This window comes from Alphaproteobacteria bacterium HT1-32 (assembly GCA_009649675.1).
In the GTDB taxonomy this organism is placed as follows: domain Bacteria; phylum Pseudomonadota; class Alphaproteobacteria; order Rhodospirillales; family HT1-32; genus HT1-32.
The window spans coordinates 702,575-718,855 of the sequence record WJPL01000002.1; the positions used below are offsets into that span (position 1 = coordinate 702,575).

At 57.2% G+C, this 16,281-nt stretch carries 16 protein-coding genes and 1 tRNA gene; 12 read left to right on the top strand and 5 right to left on the bottom strand.

Translation table 11 applies throughout. From position 1 onward, the window contains the following. From hscA to GH722_14800, 9 genes are all read left to right on the top strand, one after another. The gene (gene hscA, locus GH722_14760) at positions 1-1,887 is read left to right on the top strand and encodes a Fe-S protein assembly chaperone HscA (protein ID MRG73027.1); all 1,887 of its coding nucleotides are present in this window, start codon (positions 1-3) and stop codon (positions 1,885-1,887) included. 26 nt (positions 1,888-1,913) lie between these two features. After that, positions 1,914-2,255, top strand: coding sequence for a 2Fe-2S iron-sulfur cluster binding domain-containing protein (locus tag GH722_14765; protein ID MRG73028.1), 342 nt, complete (start codon positions 1,914-1,916; stop codon positions 2,253-2,255). Between the two features lie 16 nt (positions 2,256-2,271). Then, positions 2,272-2,472, top strand: a complete 201-nt coding sequence (iscX, locus tag GH722_14770) for a Fe-S cluster assembly protein IscX (GenBank protein MRG73029.1) — start codon at positions 2,272-2,274, stop codon at positions 2,470-2,472. 104 nt (positions 2,473-2,576) lie between these two features. After that, on the top strand, positions 2,577-3,062 hold the full coding sequence (locus tag GH722_14775; protein ID MRG73030.1) for a 6,7-dimethyl-8-ribityllumazine synthase: 486 nt from the start codon (positions 2,577-2,579) through the stop codon (positions 3,060-3,062). Positions 3,063-3,260: 198 nt separating this feature from the next. After that, positions 3,261-4,394 carry a tRNA 2-thiouridine(34) synthase MnmA gene (gene mnmA, locus GH722_14780; protein ID MRG73031.1) on the top strand — a complete coding sequence of 378 codons (1,134 nt, stop codon included), beginning with the start codon at positions 3,261-3,263 and terminating at the stop codon, positions 4,392-4,394. Positions 4,395-4,438: 44 nt separating this feature from the next. Continuing rightward, positions 4,439-4,515, top strand: a tRNA-Met gene (locus tag GH722_14785). A 237-nt stretch (positions 4,516-4,752) separates the two neighbouring features. Beyond that, positions 4,753-5,619 (top strand): prolyl oligopeptidase family serine peptidase, encoded by an 867-nt coding sequence (locus GH722_14790; GenBank protein MRG73032.1) that lies wholly within the window; start codon positions 4,753-4,755, stop codon positions 5,617-5,619. 161 nt (positions 5,620-5,780) lie between these two features. Next, positions 5,781-7,046: a SidA/IucD/PvdA family monooxygenase gene (locus GH722_14795; GenBank protein ID MRG73033.1), complete on the top strand. Its 1,266-nt coding sequence runs from the start codon at positions 5,781-5,783 to the stop codon at positions 7,044-7,046. A gap of 183 nt (positions 7,047-7,229) precedes the next feature. After that, positions 7,230-8,162: a LysR family transcriptional regulator gene (locus GH722_14800; protein MRG73034.1), complete on the top strand. Its 933-nt coding sequence runs from the start codon at positions 7,230-7,232 to the stop codon at positions 8,160-8,162. Between the two features lie 82 nt (positions 8,163-8,244). Here the strand turns inward: GH722_14800 and GH722_14805 are convergent, their stop codons facing one another. From GH722_14805 to GH722_14825, 5 genes are all read right to left on the bottom strand, one after another. Further along, complete coding sequence (locus GH722_14805) at positions 8,245-9,531, bottom strand: amidase (protein MRG73035.1); 1,287 nt, start codon at positions 9,529-9,531, stop codon at positions 8,245-8,247. Between the two features lie 135 nt (positions 9,532-9,666). Further along, positions 9,667-10,953 (bottom strand): TRAP transporter large permease subunit, encoded by a 1,287-nt coding sequence (locus GH722_14810; protein ID MRG73036.1) that lies wholly within the window; start codon positions 10,951-10,953, stop codon positions 9,667-9,669. Positions 10,954-10,955: 2 nt separating this feature from the next. After that, positions 10,956-11,513, bottom strand: a complete 558-nt coding sequence (locus tag GH722_14815) for a TRAP transporter small permease subunit (GenBank protein MRG73037.1) — start codon at positions 11,511-11,513, stop codon at positions 10,956-10,958. A 110-nt stretch (positions 11,514-11,623) separates the two neighbouring features. Next, positions 11,624-12,766, bottom strand: coding sequence for a hypothetical protein (locus GH722_14820; protein MRG73038.1), 1,143 nt, complete (start codon positions 12,764-12,766; stop codon positions 11,624-11,626). A gap of 128 nt (positions 12,767-12,894) precedes the next feature. Next, complete coding sequence (locus GH722_14825; GenBank protein ID MRG73039.1) at positions 12,895-13,137, bottom strand: hypothetical protein; 243 nt, start codon at positions 13,135-13,137, stop codon at positions 12,895-12,897. A gap of 101 nt (positions 13,138-13,238) precedes the next feature. Between GH722_14825 and GH722_14830 the strand changes: the two genes are divergently transcribed. The 3 genes from GH722_14830 (at position 13,239) to GH722_14840 (ending at position 16,265) form a co-directional block, all read left to right on the top strand. Beyond that, complete coding sequence (locus tag GH722_14830) at positions 13,239-14,165, top strand: N-carbamoyl-D-amino-acid hydrolase (protein ID MRG73040.1); 927 nt, start codon at positions 13,239-13,241, stop codon at positions 14,163-14,165. 206 nt (positions 14,166-14,371) lie between these two features. After that, entirely contained in the window at positions 14,372-14,713 is a 342-nt protein-coding gene (locus GH722_14835) for a hypothetical protein (GenBank protein ID MRG73041.1), read from the top strand. Positions 14,714-14,798: 85 nt separating this feature from the next. Next, positions 14,799-16,265, top strand: coding sequence for a sulfatase-like hydrolase/transferase (locus GH722_14840; protein MRG73042.1), 1,467 nt, complete (start codon positions 14,799-14,801; stop codon positions 16,263-16,265). Positions 16,266-16,281 lie beyond the last annotated feature (16 nt).

Below are 16,281 nucleotides of genomic sequence, written 5' to 3' on the forward strand. Positions count from 1 at the left end.
ATGCTGCTGCAGATCCATGAACCCGGACAAACCCCGCTGCCCCATGAAGGTGAGCAGACCAAGGCGGTTGGTATTGATCTCGGCACGACGAATTCCGTGGTTGCGGTGATCCGCGAGGGCGAGGCGCAGCCGTTCCGTGACGAAGACGGGTCAGCCCTTGTGCCGTCCGTCGTTGCTTACGCTCCCGATGGCTCGGCCATTGTTGGCCCCATGGCGCAGCAACTGGCTCTCAGCCATCCTGATCGTGTTGTGTCCTCGGTGAAGCGTCTGATGGGCCGGGGGGCGGAAGATATCAAAGCCGTCGCCGGTACGTTGCCCTATGACATTGAGCCGTCTGATGGCGGCATGGTGAAACTGCGCATTGCCGACCTGACCCTGTCACCGGTGGAAATTTCTGCGGATATCCTTCGCGGACTGAAAGAACGTGCTGAGGAAGCACTGGGTGGTGAGGTACGCAAGGCCGTCATAACCGTGCCGGCCTATTTCGATGATGCCGCCCGGACAGCGACCAGAGATGCAGCCCGGCTTGCCGGGCTGGAGGTACTCCGTCTGGTCAATGAACCGACGGCTGCTGCACTGGCCTATGGTCTGGATGAAGGGGCCGAAGGTCTCTACGCGATCTATGATCTGGGTGGTGGCACGTTTGATGTTTCGCTGTTGAGGATGCAGACGGGCGTGTTTCAGGTTCGTTCAACCGGCGGCGATGCCGCACTGGGGGGCGATGATTTCGATCATGTGATTGCTGAACGTCTGATGGCGGAACGGGGCACGAAAGATCCCTCCCGCGCCGAAGTTCGCACAGCCCTGACCACGGCACGGATGATCAAGGAAGCCCTGAGCGATCAGGACAGCGGCTCCTGGTATATGGAGGCGGAGGGCGTTCGCAGTGAACACAGCCTGACCCGTGATGAGTTCGAGGAAATGATCAGCCCGCTGGTGCAGCGCACGCTGGATACCTGCCTGTCCGTCCTCGAAGACGCAGATGTTTTCCCGGAAGATGTGAAAGGCGTCGTGCTGGTTGGCGGCTCGACCCGTGTGCCACTGGTTCGCAAGCGTGTGGCGGAACTGTTCGGTCAGGAACCGCTGGCGGATATCAATCCGGATGAGGTGGTCGCCGTTGGTGCTGCCCGTCAGGCCGATGCGCTGACCGGCGGCTCGGACACGCTGTTGCTGGATGTGGCGCCGCTGTCGCTCGGTATTGAGACGATGGGGGGGATTGTCGAGAAGGTGATCGAGCGTAACACCTCTATCCCGGTGTCGATGGCGCAGGAATTCACCACCTATCAGGACGGTCAGTCCGCCATGATGGTGCATGTGGTTCAGGGTGAGCGGGAGATGGTCGATCAGTGCCGCTCGCTGGGCAAGTTTGTCCTCAGCGGCATTCCGCCGATGACCGCCGGTGCGGCCCGGATCAAGGTAACCTATTCGGTGGATGCGGATGGCCTGCTGACAGTCAGCGCCCGTGAGGAGATGACCGGGGTTGAACAGACCATCGAGGTCAAGCCGTCCTATGGTCTGTCGGAAGATGATATGGCGACCATGCTGCGCAGCAGTATGGAGAACGCCCGGGATGACATGGAATGGCGCCTGCTGGCGGAAGCCCGTGTTGAGGCGGGCCGGGCTGTTGATGCGCTGGATGCGGCGCTGAAGGTCGATGGCGACCTGCTGGAGGGGGCTGAACGGGAAGAACTGATCGCCGCCGGTGAAGCCGTCCGGACTGCCGTTCAGGGCGATGACCGTGATGTCATCAACAGTGCGGTGGAACGACTGGATACAGCCAGCCTGCCGTTTGCCCAGAAACGAATGGATCGGGGAATCGGCAATGCCCTGAAAGGCGTTGCCATGAATGATCTGGAACATCGCGTCGGCCCGTCCGACGCCCAATAATCGAGAGGTAAAATACAATCATGGCCATGCGGAAAGCCACATTCATCCTGCGGGATGGCACCGAACAGGAAGTGGAAGCTGAAGAAGGCTTGTCCCTGCTGGAGGCCGCCCATCGCAACCATATCGACCTGGAAGGGGCCTGTGAGGGCTCTCTGGCCTGTTCAACCTGCCATGTCATCGTTGTTGAAGAAGACGTCTATGACGGTCTGGACGAGCCGAGCGAGGAAGAGGAAGACATGCTCGACCTGGCTTTTGGCCTGACCCACACGTCACGGCTGGGCTGCCAGATCATCCTGAATGAAGAAACCGATGGTATCCGGGTGAAACTGCCGAAAGCCACCCGCAACATGATGGTCGACAAGACTTGAGCTAACGGAGGCAGAGATGGGATATAAATGGAGCGACGTCTACGATATCGCCATTGATCTTGAAGAAGCGCATCCGGAAGCGGACGTGATCAATCTCCGCTTCACCGACCTCTGGCAATGGGTGCAGGATCTGGAGCGGTTTGATGATGATCCGCAGAAATCCAACGAGAAAATTCTTGAAGCCATTCAGATGGCCTGGATCGAAGAACGCGAATAGCTTGAGACAGTATTTTGATTTGCCGTCCTGAACAGATTCGGGATGGCGGGATGTGAATTGACGACACAGGCCGGGACAGAGCCGGATATCGGGAAGGAAGACCAATGGACTACACGAAACCTGCGGCGATTGATTACGCCTTCAAGCGTGTCGCCTTCATCAAGGCTGGCTGGCATGGTGATATCGTTGATCAGTGCCGGATCGCGTTTGAAACAAAGGTGACGCAAGCGGGGATCACTGCCGATCATATTGATGTCTTTGAAGTCCCCGGCGCACTCGAAATACCGCTGCAGGCGCAGATGCTGGCTGACAGTGGTCTCTATGATGCGATTGTTGCCAGTGCCCTGATCGTCAATGGTGGCATTTACCGCCATGAATTCGTCTCAACCGCCGTGATCGACGGCATGATGCGGGTTCAGCTGGACAGTGGTGTGCCGGTGATTTCAGCCGTGCTGACGCCGGTCAATTTCCATGAAAGCCGTGAGCATCACGATTTCTTCTTCGATCATTTCACCAAAAAAGGCGGGGAGGCTGCCGCCGCCTGTCTGAGCATGCTGGCAAATGTCGCACAGGTGAAGACGCTGACGTAACCCTCTTGCGGTGACGGGGCCTGGTGCACGGGTGGCCGGGGCAGGGGTTAAGCCCCCGGATCCGGATACTTATGCCCCGTAATTAACCGGCTTGTCGGGCAGGTTGTGGGATCTGAATGCAAGATCTTTTGTCTGTCGTGAATCGCCCGGATTCTCCGCCCATCTTGCATTCGCACCGGCCCGCCGTATATTCCGCCAATGGAACATGTAATCGCCAACAAGAAGCCTGCGGATACCCGTGTCGTGGTCGCCATGTCCGGCGGCGTCGATTCGTCGGTTGTCTGCGCCCTGATGGCAGAGGCCGGATATGACGTGGTCGGCGTCACCCTGCAACTTTACGATCACGGTGCGGCGATCCAGAAGAAGGGTGCCTGCTGTGCCGGCCAGGACATCTATGATGCCCGCCGGGTGGCAGACAGCCTTGGCGTGCCCCATTACGTGCTGGATTACGAAAGCCGCTTTCGTGACGCCGTGATCGACGATTTTGCCGATACCTATGCCCGTGGCGAGACGCCAATCCCCTGCGTACGCTGTAACCAGACCGTTAAATTCCGCGATTTGCTGGCCACCGCCCGCGATCTCGGTGCCGATGCGCTGGCGACCGGCCATTATGTGCGCCGCAGCCCGGATGGCGATGGCCCGGCCCGGATGCTGCGCGCCGTCGATCCTGGTCGTGATCAGAGCTATTTCCTGTTCGCGACGACAACTGAACAGCTGGACTATGTCCGCTTCCCCCTCGGCGGCATGGAGAAGAGCGAAACCCGTGCCCATGCGGAACGCTTCAGCCTGCCCGTCGCCAGCAAGCCCGACAGCCAGGATATCTGTTTCGTGCCGGACGGTGATTATGCCTCGATCGTGCGCAAGCTGCGCCCGGAAGCGGCTGAGCCAGGTGACATTGTCGATCTGGATGGTCAGGTCATCGGCCGTCATGAGGGCGTCATCCATTATACAGTTGGTCAGCGTCGTGGTCTTGGCATTGGCGGCACGGAAGAGCCGCTTTATGTCGTCCGGCTGGAGCCGACCCGGCGCCGTGTCGTTGTTGGCCCGCGTGAGGCACTCGGCGTGACCCGTTTCATGATCGGTGAGGTCAACTGGATCGGCGACAGGGCAGGGCTGCCGGCAGAGGGAATCGACTGTCAGGTTAAGGTCCGCTCGACCACACCCCCGGTTGCGGCCACGGTTCGCCCGCTTGGCGACGGCCGGGCGGAAGTTATTCTGGCAGAGCCGCAACGCGGCGTTTCCCCCGGTCAGGCTTGTGTTCTGTACGATGGCGATCTGGTTCTCGGCGGCGGCTGGATACGTCGTGAAGAACAGGCGGCTGCAGCGGCTTGACATGCCCGCCCTGACAGCCTAAATCCACCGCCTGCCACGCATGGGGCGGAGTAGCTCAGTTGGTTAGAGCAGCGGAATCATAATCCGCGTGTCGGGGGTTCAAATCCCTCCTCCGCTACCATTTTTCTCATGATATCAAATGCTTGAAATCTCCCGCAGGAGATGAGGAATGTTGTTCGCATGTCCTGCTTCGACTTTTGTCTGGATTTGTCAGGTCCGGAAGCAACTTTCACATAGCTGACTTTTTTGGTGAGCAGACTATCTTCCGTGGAGAGACTGCTTAGTGCCACGTTATTTCCTCGTCGTATAATTTGCATATAGTATGCATAATTATATCTGAGTTACGAGGGAGGAGAACATGCCGGGTTCGACGTTGAAGCGGAAACTGATGGCACTGATATGTCTGTCTGGGATTGTTGGCTGTGCGCCATCGTTACCGCCCAGTATTTCACTGGATCAGGCCCAGACGCAGGTTGTTCCGTATCTCAGGACGTTTCAGCCCGCCGGGACCGGGGCGCACCCGACCGTGATTTTTCTGCATGGTGCGAGCGATAAAAGCTGGTACTCCGTATATGACGATATGGTGCAGCGGTTTGTTGCGAATGGCTATGGAATCGTCTTCCTCGACATGTATTCCGGGCGCGGGTCGAATGGGCAGGCTGCCCGGTCAGGTCACCTTTTGCCAAAGCAGACTGCGGGCGACCTGATGATTGCTCTGGACTGGGCTAAGCGGCAGCACTGGGTTGACGCTGACCGGGTTTATGCGGTGGGAACATCGTTTGGTGGCGCGACGATTATGGATGCGATGGTCTATGCAGACCCCGCCAAGGTACCGCTTGGAGTATCAGCGAACCCTGTGAATGAACTGGATGGATTGCGTGCTGCCGTTCTCTGGGCGCCTTTATGCATTGGAGATGTCATGGGGTTTAATATCGTCGCATCATTGCACGAGCCGTTTTATGCAAATGTTCCGATTCTGGCGCTGATTCCGGAAGAAGATCAGGTCTCAAGCCCGGAGATCTGCAAATCAATATTGAATCGAAATCGCACGGCCGACCGCCCGGTTGATATCATCGCATATCCGGCCACGGGTCATTCCTTCATGATTGAAGCAGATGAATATGGGGCGCAAATGGCTGACTATGATGCCGCAAAAGCAGAAGATGCATGGAAGCGGACTTTTGCATTTCTGGCTGGGTATGGCGGGCCGGCACAGCGGAATTAACAATGTGTCTGATACGGCCTGACGAGACTGTCAGGCTCGTTAAGTGCGGTTAGTTACAATCAAACCAATGCTTATGAAGATCGTATTTGGGGCTGTCCGGTGCGCACCGTATGGTGATGCCTTGTATGGCTTGAATGCAGGTTGCCCGGAAGGACTCGGATATGGCAGTTGAGAGAATAGATACGCTGGTTGTTGGCGCGGGGCAGGCCGGTGTGGCGATGAGTGAGCATCTGGGGAACTGCGGTGTGCCGCATCTGGTTCTTGAACGGCATCGGATTGCAGAGCGCTGGAGGTCGGAAAGGTGGGATTCGCTGGTGGCCAATGGTCCGGCCTGGCATGACCGGTTTCCGGGGCTTGAATTCTCCGGCATCAGTCCGGACGCGTTCGCTGGCAAGGAGCAGGTGGCGGACTATTTTGTTGCTTACGCAGAAAAGATATCAGCCCCGGTTCGCTGCGGTGTCGAGGTTACGTCCGTAGAGCGCAATACGGGGCGTTCCGGATTCCGGGTTGAGACTTCTGCGGGGCCGGTCGAGGCTAAAAGCGTGGTTGTCGCCACCGGGCCATTTCAGAAGCCTGTCATTCCGCCGGTTGTTCCGGAGACGGCGGATGTGCATCAGATCCATTCAAATGCCTATCGCAATCCTGACCAGTTGCCGGAAGGGGCTGTTCTGGTGGTTGGTGCGGGCTCGTCAGGTGCGCAGATTGCCGACGAAATTCTGAAGGCTGGCCGGAAAGTCTATCTCTCGGTCGGACAGCACGACCGGCCTCCCAGAAGTTACCGGGGACGTGATTTCGTCTGGTGGCTGGGTGTGCTCGGCAAATGGGATGCGGAAGTGCCGGGGCCGGGCACGGAACATGTCACCATTGCAGTCAGTGGTGCGCATGGAGGGCAGACCGTGGATTTCCGGCGTCTGGCGGAAGAAGGCATGACGCTGGTTGGTGTCACCAGGGCCTTTCGTGACGGTGTGCTGAGTTTTGCGCCGGATCTGGCCCGGAATATTGCGGCAGGTGATGCAAATTATCTGTCCGTGCTGGATGAGGCGGACGCCTATATTGCCCGCAACGGCCTTGATCTCCCGGAAGAGCCGGAGGCCCGGAGGATCGGGCCGGACCCGGATTGCGTGACAAATCCGGTTCTCGAACTGAATCTGGCGGAAGCGGGGATTACCTCGATCATCTGGGCAACGGGGTTCACGGTCGATTACAGCTGGCTGAAGGTTGATGCCTTTGATGAGCAGGGGCGTCCCAAGCATCAGCGCGGGGTCTCATCTGAGCCCGGAATTTACTTTCTGGGCCTGCCCTGGCTGTCACAGCGGGGGTCGTCCTTCATCTGGGGCGTCTGGCATGACGCAAAATATCTCGCAGACCATATTCTGACACAGCGCAAATATCTGGCCTATCATGAGTCGGCAGGGAAAAAGCCCTGATCAGGGTTGCCTGAATTAAACAATTGACCGGATCGGCCGTCTTCACCCACATTCAGGGGCAGCGGAGACCGTGACAGAAGACCACGGATGCTCTGTGTAAGGCTGACCGGGGTTTTCCGGTCCCGGCCATTGTTCTGACAGGAGAGGGCAGCTCATGTCCATTTATTGCACTGGTTTGGTGGTGTGACGCCACCGCGCTTCACCCTGCGTCAGCTCTCTTATTTTGCTGCAACCGGCGAGGCGGGCAGCATTCGTCTGGCTTCGGAGAGAATTCACGTTTCTCAGCCATCCATATCGAATGCGATTTCCCAGCTTGAGCAGGAATTCGGAATCTCGCTTTTTATCCGGCGTCATGCACAGGGGCTGCACCTGACCCCGGCTGGCCGCCAGCTGCTGCGGGAAGTCAAGGTTCTGCTCAGTCAGGCGGAGGGACTATATACAATTGCCGGAGAGATATCGGATGAGGTCAAGGGGCCGCTGACGGTTGGCTGCATGCTGACCCTGGCGCCTTTGCTGCTGCCAAAGCTTTGCTACAGCTTTGGTGCTGAATATCCGGCGGTACGGATCAGGTCATCTGCAAAGCATCATAAGGATCTGATGGAAGGTTTGCAGAATGCCGCCATCGACATAGCGATAAGTTACGACCTTGGCATACCCGAGGATGTCCGGTTTGAGACATTGGGAGCGGTGCCACCCCGTGTGCTTCTGCCGGCGAGGCACCGGCTGGCCGGTGAGGGAGCCGTTTCTCTGGAAGATCTGGAGGAAGAGCCGTTCATCCTTCTCGATCTGCCGCATTCCCGGGAATATTTTATATCCCTGTTCGCGACCGCCGGGATCAAGCCGAAGATCGCGCATGAATCCGAGCATCTCGAACTGATCCGGACGATGGTGGGAAATGGCCTGGGGTACTCACTGGTGAATATTGTCGCGGATGCACAATATTCCATGGACGGGCATGAACTTGTGACCGTCGAACTGACCGGAAAACATCGCCCGATGATGATTGGGATGGCCTCTCCCGATATTGCCGGGCCGTCACGTGTGATGACGGCTTTCGCACAATACTGCAGAGACCGTGTTCCGCAGATGTCGATGATTGTGCCGCCACCGCTCTGACCAATACGGCTTTCCTGACGGAATGGCGGCGTGCTGAGCAAGCCTGTTCAGCACGCCGTCTGTTTGTTCTGTCTGCTCCGGCTCAGTCTTTCAGCTGGTTTTCCACCCAGCGTGCCTGACGGAACAGACGTTCATCTGTATCTGGCAGGGAAAGCATCTGCAGGCCCATTGGCAGGCCGGAGGGGCCTGTGAAGACGGGCAGGGACAGACAGGGCAGATAGAGCGGGGTGAAGATTGATCCGATCTGAGTGGGGCCGGTTGTGTCCAGACCTTTGGTTGCTTCGCCGAAGGCACTGGGCGTAATCAGGAAATCAATATCGCCGAACAGTTCGGGGAGGGTTGCGCGACAACTGGCCAGATAGGCGCGGGAATCGCGGTAGGTTTCAAAGCTGCATCCCATGCCATCAGCTATCCGGCCATCGCGCAGGCGCTGACTGAGCAGATCGTTATGCTGTTCATATTCATGCGTGAAATTGCGGGCGAACTCAAAGCTGGAAACCCAGCGATGGGCGTCGGCCAGCCGGTCGAATGAGTCAGGAAAGGCGAAATCACGGACCCGGGCACCCGCAGCCGACAGGCGGCTTGCAGCATCCTCCATTGCATCCCGCATGGCAGGTTCGAACTTGTCCCAGAGACTGGTGCGGCAGAAGCCGATCCGTGGCGGAGTTGTGGGGATATCACCGACAGGGCGGACAGGGCGACGCAGCAGAACATCACGAACCAGCGAGATGTCCTCTATCGAGCGTGCGAAGAGGCCAAGACGGTCGAAGGAGCCTGATGCCTCCCGGACGCCGGCCATACGGAAATCGCCCTGTGACGGGCAATAGCCGTGAACGCCGCAATAGGCTGCGGGGCGGATTGTTGACTGCGAGGTCTGAGTGCCAAAGGAGAAGGGCACCATGAAATCACCAACCGCGGCCGCAGAGCCGCTGGACGATCCGCCGGGCGTGCGGGTCGGGTCATATGGATTGGCGGTCTTGCCCGGTGTCAGGTTGGCAAACTCGGTGGTGATGGTTTTGCCAAGCAGAGTGCCCCCGGCAGCCCGGGTCAGGGCAATGCAGGCCGCATCCCATACCGGGCGATGTCCTTCATAGATCGGCGAGCCATAGCCGGTTGGCATGTCGTGGCTGTCGATGATGTCTTTTGCGCCGAACGGGATGCCGGCCAGAGCTGTCTGTTTCGGGGAGTTGTCGATAGCGGCAGCATGGGCCAGAGCAGTGTCACCACCGACATGAGCCCAGGCTCCGACAACCGGTTCACGTTCTTCAATTCGGTCGAGGCATGACCGGAGCAGGGCCTGTGCGGTGAGGTCACCGGCTTCGATGGCGGTAATGGCTTCAGTTGCGGTGAGTTTGTTTGGCGTTTTCATAGGGGGACATCCGATAGGTGAGGAGGGGGAGAGCAGATAAGAAAACGGCCCGAATTGACATGAACAATTCGCGTTCAGTCGATTCGGGCCGCTCGTCTGGAATGACCGGGTGATTATTCACCACCCGGTCCGGTGTTAGTTGGCGAAGATATTCTCGACCATAATGTTCGGGATCCAGAGAGCCAGGATCGGGAACAGCAGGACGAGGATCAGAACGACACCATCCGTCAGCAGGAATGGAATCGCGCCTTTCATCACCTTTGTTACCGGCACCCCGGTTGTGCCACTGACCGCAAACAGGTTCAGGCCAACCGGCGGAATAACGCCGCCCATTTCGATGGAGATGGCAAACAGGATACCAAGATGGATCGGATCAACGCCCAGGCTGAGAGCCACAGGGAAGAAGATCGGAACCGTCAGCACCAGAATGGCCACACCGTTCAGGAACATCGACAGGAACAGCAGGAACAGGATGAGCACGAACAGGAAGCTCAACGGCGTGAGGCCGAAGTTGATAACCCATTCAGCAATATCCTGAGGCCAGCCCTTGTTGGCGAGCAGGAACTGGAAGACACCCACACAGCCGACCAGGAAGAACACGATCGAGGTCAGGTTGATGGCCCGGAAAGTGACCGGGATCAGTTCTTTCGCAAAGACGCGGGGCTTTTTATAGAAGCCGTAAGCCAGCGCATAGGCACAGGCCGCTGCACCTGCTTCTGTCGGTGTGAAGACCCCGCCATACAGGCCACCCAGAATCATCACAGGCATCAGAATGGCTGGCAGGGCTTCAATGGTGGAGATGCCAAGTTCTTTCCAGCTGAACGTGCCAGCCGGCAGTTTCAGATAGAAGGACACGCCCAGAATGACCACTGCATTACTGACGGCCAGCATGAAGCCGGGTATGAAGCCGGCAAAGAACAGTTTGACGATCGATTCTTCTGTCAGCACGCCATACAGGATCAGTGTAATGCTTGGCGGGATCAGAATGGCGATACCACCACCACAGGCGATAACCCCGGCAGAAAGCCAGACGGGATAACCGCGTTTGATCATTTCCGGATAGGCGATCATGCCCATGGCTGCTGCCATTGCGGTGCTGGAGCCGGAAATGGCGCCAAACAGAACAGCCGCCAGAAGTGTGGCATAGGCGAAGCCACCCGGAACCCAGCCGACAAGAGCATCGGCAAGCTTGAACAGCTTGTCGATCAGGCCCGTCCGTTCCATCAGATAACCGGCGAAGATGAAGAACGGAATTGCCATCAGCGTGTAGTTGCCGAGGAAGCTGAAAAATGCCCGGAATACTGTCGAAGGGGACAGGATCGGGTCATAGAGAATAAAAAGAATGGCAGAACCCGCGAGGGCGACGCCGATAGGTGCACCGATCGTAAGCAGACCGAATAGTGCGGTACCGATAAAACCCATAACTAGACCTCCAGCCCTTCTTCAACAGGCGCCCAGGGGAAGACCGTCTTGTTCCGCAGGGCCTGAATGTCCTGATAGAGATGGAACAGGGTTACGAGGGCCATAATTCCGAAACTGATCAGCAGCAGCAGCTGGAACGGCCAGATCAGCAGTACCATGCTCTGTGTTGTCCGGCCCATCATCATGCTGCGTTCGACAGTGGGAATGCCCCACCATGTGAAAGCGGCAAACATGGTCAGTGACATGGCGCTGACCGCCGTACGGATTGCCAGTACGGTTTTCAGAAAGCCCTTCTCCCGGAGCAGCTCGATAGCGGCAGTCACGGCGAGATGGGAGCGGCGAGCCTGGGTGACGGCAAAAAACATGAATACGGCACCGGATATCAGGAATGTCACAACGTCCTGACCCCAGTGAAAAACGCTGCCAAAGATATAGCGGCGGATGATTTCGACGATTGCAAACAAAGTCGCGCCGAGAAGCACGATTGCGGCGGCATTACCGACCAGTCGATCCAGAATGAATCGAATGACGCGGTAGGTCCGGTCAAGGAGTTGCTCCATTTGAACTGATGTCCTTCATCAAGAAAAGATGCCGCGCGCCGGTATTAGGGGCGCGCGGCAGAAGAGCGCTGCATATTACTACAGCTCAAGCGACACGATTAGGTGTCAGATTATTTCTTGGTGTACTTGTCGAACCATGGCTTCAGTTCGGCACAATCCGTCTTTTCAATCCAGCCATCGCCGAGCGGGTTTCTTTCAACAGCTGCCTTGGCTTCTGCCTTGAACTTGTCGACCCACTGGTTGGCGTCGTCAGGCGTGTTGGCTTTCACCCAGTCAGAGGTTGCTGTACCGAGCTTGTCAGCAAGGGCTTTCTGCTCGGATGCATTCATGATGTAGATGCCCGGCTTCGTCGGATCCTTGGTTTCATAGAGATCAAGGACGCGCTTGTCGTTGCACCAGTTGAGCTTCTTGGCCATCGGCAGAACGTCGTCAACAATCAGCTTCTGCAGTGCATCGCGCTGGTTGGCTTCGAGGGAGTTCCACCAGTTGGCACTGGTACCCATCCAGTAGTAATCACCAACGACGCCGTTGATACCGGCAACGGTGAAGTAAGGAGCCTGTTCCTTGACCTGGTTGTAACCACCAAGGCTGGTCAGAAGGCCGTCGATAACACCGGTCTGCAGGGCAGGCGGCACGTCACCGAAGGACATCGTCGTTGCATTGGCACCCCAGGCACCGAGAGCGGCATTTTCAGCCGGGCCCATGCTGCGGATTTTCTTGCCGCCGAAATCTTCAGGATTCAGCAGACGGCTGCCGGCACCGGCACCCATGTACATGCTGAGATGTGCTGTACCGAGCAGCTTGACCGAATGAATTTTTTCAAAGCGATCAGCCAGCATTTTGACGGTTTCAAACGAATCCAGTTCGTTCATGGCACCGGGGGTTGTGAGCTGCATCGGGCCGACAACAACACTCATGAACGGATCGATCTGAGCGGTTTTACCGAACTGGCCCCAGGCCATTTCGAGGTTGCCGTCCGTCATGGCTTCAACAGCCTGCGGAATCGTGTAGAGCGCACCAGCGTGATACACACGCAGTTCACTGCCCGGAATGACTTCCTGCAGACGCTGTTTGAAATATTCCTGCGCAATACCAGCCGGATGCGGCGGGCCGCTGTGATCGGCTGCAAGACGGATGGTTACAGGTTTGATATCCTGTGCCGACGCCGGAGCAACTGAACCGACTGCCGAAACGCCGGCGGCCAGTGTCAGAATAGCCAGCGCATGTGCCGGCTTACGAATCATTGTAGTCATTAAATCCCTCCCAGAGGCATTAGGTTTGTTTCACTTAAATCTTGGCGTAGCGCCAGGATCTCTCACTAATTTTGGGGAAATCCCATTGGTCTCGTACGCTCTTGTCGGCGTATGCATTACATCATTCACTATCTTTCAGGCACTTTCCAGTATCTGTTCATTACTGAACCAAATTTGTTTAGTCCGGACATCTTTTTCGCGCCCCCTGAATGAGGGGCAAAGGAAGCCGGTACGCTGGAAAATCCCGGAAACATGCGGACAACTTGCCTTAAAATCGAAAATGAAACAACGATTTCATTATGCGAAAAACGGATTGCTTGCCAGACAGTGTCAAAAAGGTCTCTCACGGCATTTGTGGCGATGCCTTGCATGGTCCTGCTCGCCCGCGGCGGGCTCCTGTCGTAATGTCCGGGCAAGCCGGGAGATGTCCGGACAGGAATGTAATTTTAAAGAGAAGGAAGGGTGAATCTGGATGAGGAATATTACCGTAGGTGCAGCACAGATGGGAGCCATCCATAAAGCGGACAGCCGGGAAACCGTTGTCGAGCGGATGATCGCATTGCTGGATGAGGCAGCCGCTCAGGGAGCTGACCTGGTCGCCTATCCCGAACTGGCACTGACGACCTTCTTTCCCCGCTGGTACATGGAAGACCGGGCGGAGGCCGATAGCTGGTTTGAACGTGATATGCCGAATCAGGCGACACAGCCTTTATTTGACCGGGCGCGGGAACACCGGGTCGCCATCACCTTCGGGTATGCGGAACTGACTCCGGACGGGCACCGCTTCAATACATCCATCGTGACGGACCGGGATGGGAACATTGTCGGGAAGTACCGCAAGGTGCATCTGCCGGGGCATATCGAATTTGACCCGGAGAGGAGTTTTCAGCATCTGGAGAAACGCTATTTCGAGCCGGGTGATCTGGGTTTTAATGTCTGGCGCAACATGGATGCCTGGATGGGCCTTTGCATCTGCAACGACCGGCGCTGGCCGGAGACCTACCGGGAAATGGGATTACAGGGGGTCGAACTGGTTCTGCTTGGCTATAACACCCCTTCCGTGAATTCGCAGGCAGATGAGGAAGGGCCGGAACGACGCCTGTTCCATTCTGAGCTGTCGATGCAGGCCGGGGCTTATCAGAATTCAACCTGGGTCGTGGGTGTCGCCAAGGGCGGCGTTGAAGACGGTTTCCCGATGATTGGTGGCAGTGTGATCGTTGACCCGAACGGTTATGTGGTGGCGCGTGCGAAAACAGAGGAAGATGAACTGCTGATTCATGCCTGTGACATGGATCTCTGCAATTTCGGCAAACAGACGATCTTTGATTTCAAGCGCCATCGCCGGACCGAACATTATCAGCGGATTACCTCACAGGTAGGCGTTGTGTTGCCGGAATGACGCGGGGGCTGACCGCAATTACGTGCCCTGTTGTCGTGACAGGCGGGCTGCTGTTCTCTCTTGTGGGGACAGCAGCGTTTGCGGGAGGTTGCGGATTATCCGTCCAGCATGTCTGGCTGGAGAGTTTCACGGCGCAGGCAGAGGCCTCTGATAATTGCTCAGGTGCTGATCTCATACTCCGGGTGCGCAACCGGAGGGGAGCGGTGGTGCATGAGTCGAGCTATCACATCTCTGATCTTTTCGGGTTTGGAGATGTCGATACACCGGCAGACATGCAGGATGCCCTGAAGGACTGGGTGTCGCAGTATCCCGTAACGGCGACGACAGACCGCCTTCCGCCCTGGCGGGAGGGAGAGACTGTTCCCGATCACCGCGAATTCCCCTTTTATGTCGAAGAGGGGATGTCGCGTGAACGTTATGAACAGGTCAGGCTGTCGAAACGCCGCCTGCATTGCTTTGTTCAGGGCAGCGAAAGTCTGCTCTGTCTGACATCCGATGACAGCGGTGACAGGCTCGAAGTGATCGGTATTCAGTCCTTTCCCGGCTAAGGCTGGTGCTTGCACTTCATGGCGGACAGGCAAATGATAATGTCTGGTCCCCGATACATTGTTCCCAAAGCAAGGAGTTGTCCTCATGACAGACGCAGCGAATATGATTGTCTTCCTGAGTGACAACCATGCGCGGTATATGCTGGGCGCAGCCGGGCACCCGACAGTCAGAACGCCTAATCTGGACCGGATTGCTGAAAATGGCGTCCGGTTCACCAATGTCAGTTGCGTCAGTCCGCTCTGCTGCCCGTCGCGGGCGGCGATTGCAACGGGGCGGTATCCGCATGAAACCGGATACTGGGATAATGCCCTGGCCTATGACGGACGGTTTCCGACCTGGCAGCAGCGTGTCCGTGATCAGGGCAGTCTGGTGACCGCAATCGGCAAGCTTCACTATCGGTCAGGTGAGATTGATAACGGCTTTTCGGAAGAAATCATTCCGATGCATATCCTGGACGGTAAAGGCGCCCTGATCGCCTTGTTGCGGGCCACGCCGGAGGGCATGCCGCAGCGGCTGGGTCACAAGAAAATCTATGAAAATTCGGGCGTTGGCGAGGCGGATTACCAGTTCTATGACCGTGATATTACGGCCAACGCCATCGCCTGGCTGGAAAAGCACGGAAATTCAGAGGGCAGGCCGTGGATATTGCTGGTTTCCTATGCCAGTCCGCACCCGCCTTTCCGGGTTCCAGAGCGGTTCTGGAACATGTATCCGCTGGATGAGGTGCCAATGCCGGTGCAATGGCGCAAAAGCGAGCAGCCACAGCATCCAGCAGTTCAGTACCTGTCATGGATGAACAGCTTTGAAGACGAATTCAGCGAAGACCTGATCCGTCGTGTCGTTGCAGGTTACTGCGGTCTGGTTTCTGTCGTCGATGAACAGATCGGCAAGGTGATGGATGCTGCTGAACGACTGGGCCTGATGGATCGCACGCGGCTGCTGTACACCAGCGATCACGGAGAGGCAGCCGGCCATCACGGGATCATGGGAAAATCGAATCATTATGAACATGCGCTCGGTGTGCCGTTGCTGATGTCAGGCCCCGGTATTCCGTCCGGCAAGGTCGTTACACAGATATCCTCTCATATCGACCTGTTCCCGACGATTGCCGAGGCTGCCGGTGCCAGCCTTGCTGCAGAGGATGCGACTTTGCCCGGACGCTCACTCTGGCCGGCAATTACAGGAGAGGGAGAAGACCGTTCGTCCTTTGCGGAATTCCACGCGATGGGTGCCTTGAATGCCGGATTTTCCTATCGCGAAGGACGGCACAAGCTGATCTACCATGTCGATATGCCCCGTCAGCTTTTCGATCTTGAGGCGGACCCTCTGGAAGAACATGACCTGTTATTGGGGGGCGGTGCGGACGGACTGGCCGACGCGCTTGAGGCGAAGCTCCGGGCTATCGTTGACCCGGAAGAAATCGACCGTCTGGCAAAGGCTGATCAGCTGACTCATGCCGACAGATTTGGCGGCATCGAAGCCGTCAGGAAAGCCGGTGTGTTTTCAGTATCGCCGGTGCCGGGAAAACAGGTGGAACTGGAGCGGTCCTGAGGACCGTTCCGTTCAG

Excerpts from the sequence above, each read along its gene's own strand:
- hscA (MRG73027.1), top strand. The coding sequence starts at position 1 with ATGCTGCTGCAGATCCATGAACCCGGACAAACCCCGCTGCCCCATGAA.
- GH722_14765 (MRG73028.1), top strand. The coding sequence starts at position 1,914 with ATGCGGAAAGCCACATTCATCCTGCGGGATGGCACCGAACAGGAAGTG.
- iscX (MRG73029.1), top strand. The coding sequence starts at position 2,272 with ATGGGATATAAATGGAGCGACGTCTACGATATCGCCATTGATCTTGAA.
- GH722_14775 (MRG73030.1), top strand. The coding sequence starts at position 2,577 with ATGGACTACACGAAACCTGCGGCGATTGATTACGCCTTCAAGCGTGTC.
- mnmA (MRG73031.1), top strand. The coding sequence starts at position 3,261 with ATGGAACATGTAATCGCCAACAAGAAGCCTGCGGATACCCGTGTCGTG.
- GH722_14790 (MRG73032.1), top strand. The coding sequence starts at position 4,753 with ATGCCGGGTTCGACGTTGAAGCGGAAACTGATGGCACTGATATGTCTG.
- GH722_14795 (MRG73033.1), top strand. The coding sequence starts at position 5,781 with ATGGCAGTTGAGAGAATAGATACGCTGGTTGTTGGCGCGGGGCAGGCC.
- GH722_14805 (MRG73035.1), bottom strand. The coding sequence starts at position 9,531 with ATGAAAACGCCAAACAAACTCACCGCAACTGAAGCCATTACCGCCATC.
- GH722_14810 (MRG73036.1), bottom strand. The coding sequence starts at position 10,953 with ATGGGTTTTATCGGTACCGCACTATTCGGTCTGCTTACGATCGGTGCA.
- GH722_14815 (MRG73037.1), bottom strand. The coding sequence starts at position 11,513 with ATGGAGCAACTCCTTGACCGGACCTACCGCGTCATTCGATTCATTCTG.
- GH722_14820 (MRG73038.1), bottom strand. The coding sequence starts at position 12,766 with ATGACTACAATGATTCGTAAGCCGGCACATGCGCTGGCTATTCTGACA.
- GH722_14825 (MRG73039.1), bottom strand. The coding sequence starts at position 13,137 with ATGCAAGGCATCGCCACAAATGCCGTGAGAGACCTTTTTGACACTGTC.
- GH722_14830 (MRG73040.1), top strand. The coding sequence starts at position 13,239 with ATGAGGAATATTACCGTAGGTGCAGCACAGATGGGAGCCATCCATAAA.
- GH722_14840 (MRG73042.1), top strand. The coding sequence starts at position 14,799 with ATGACAGACGCAGCGAATATGATTGTCTTCCTGAGTGACAACCATGCG.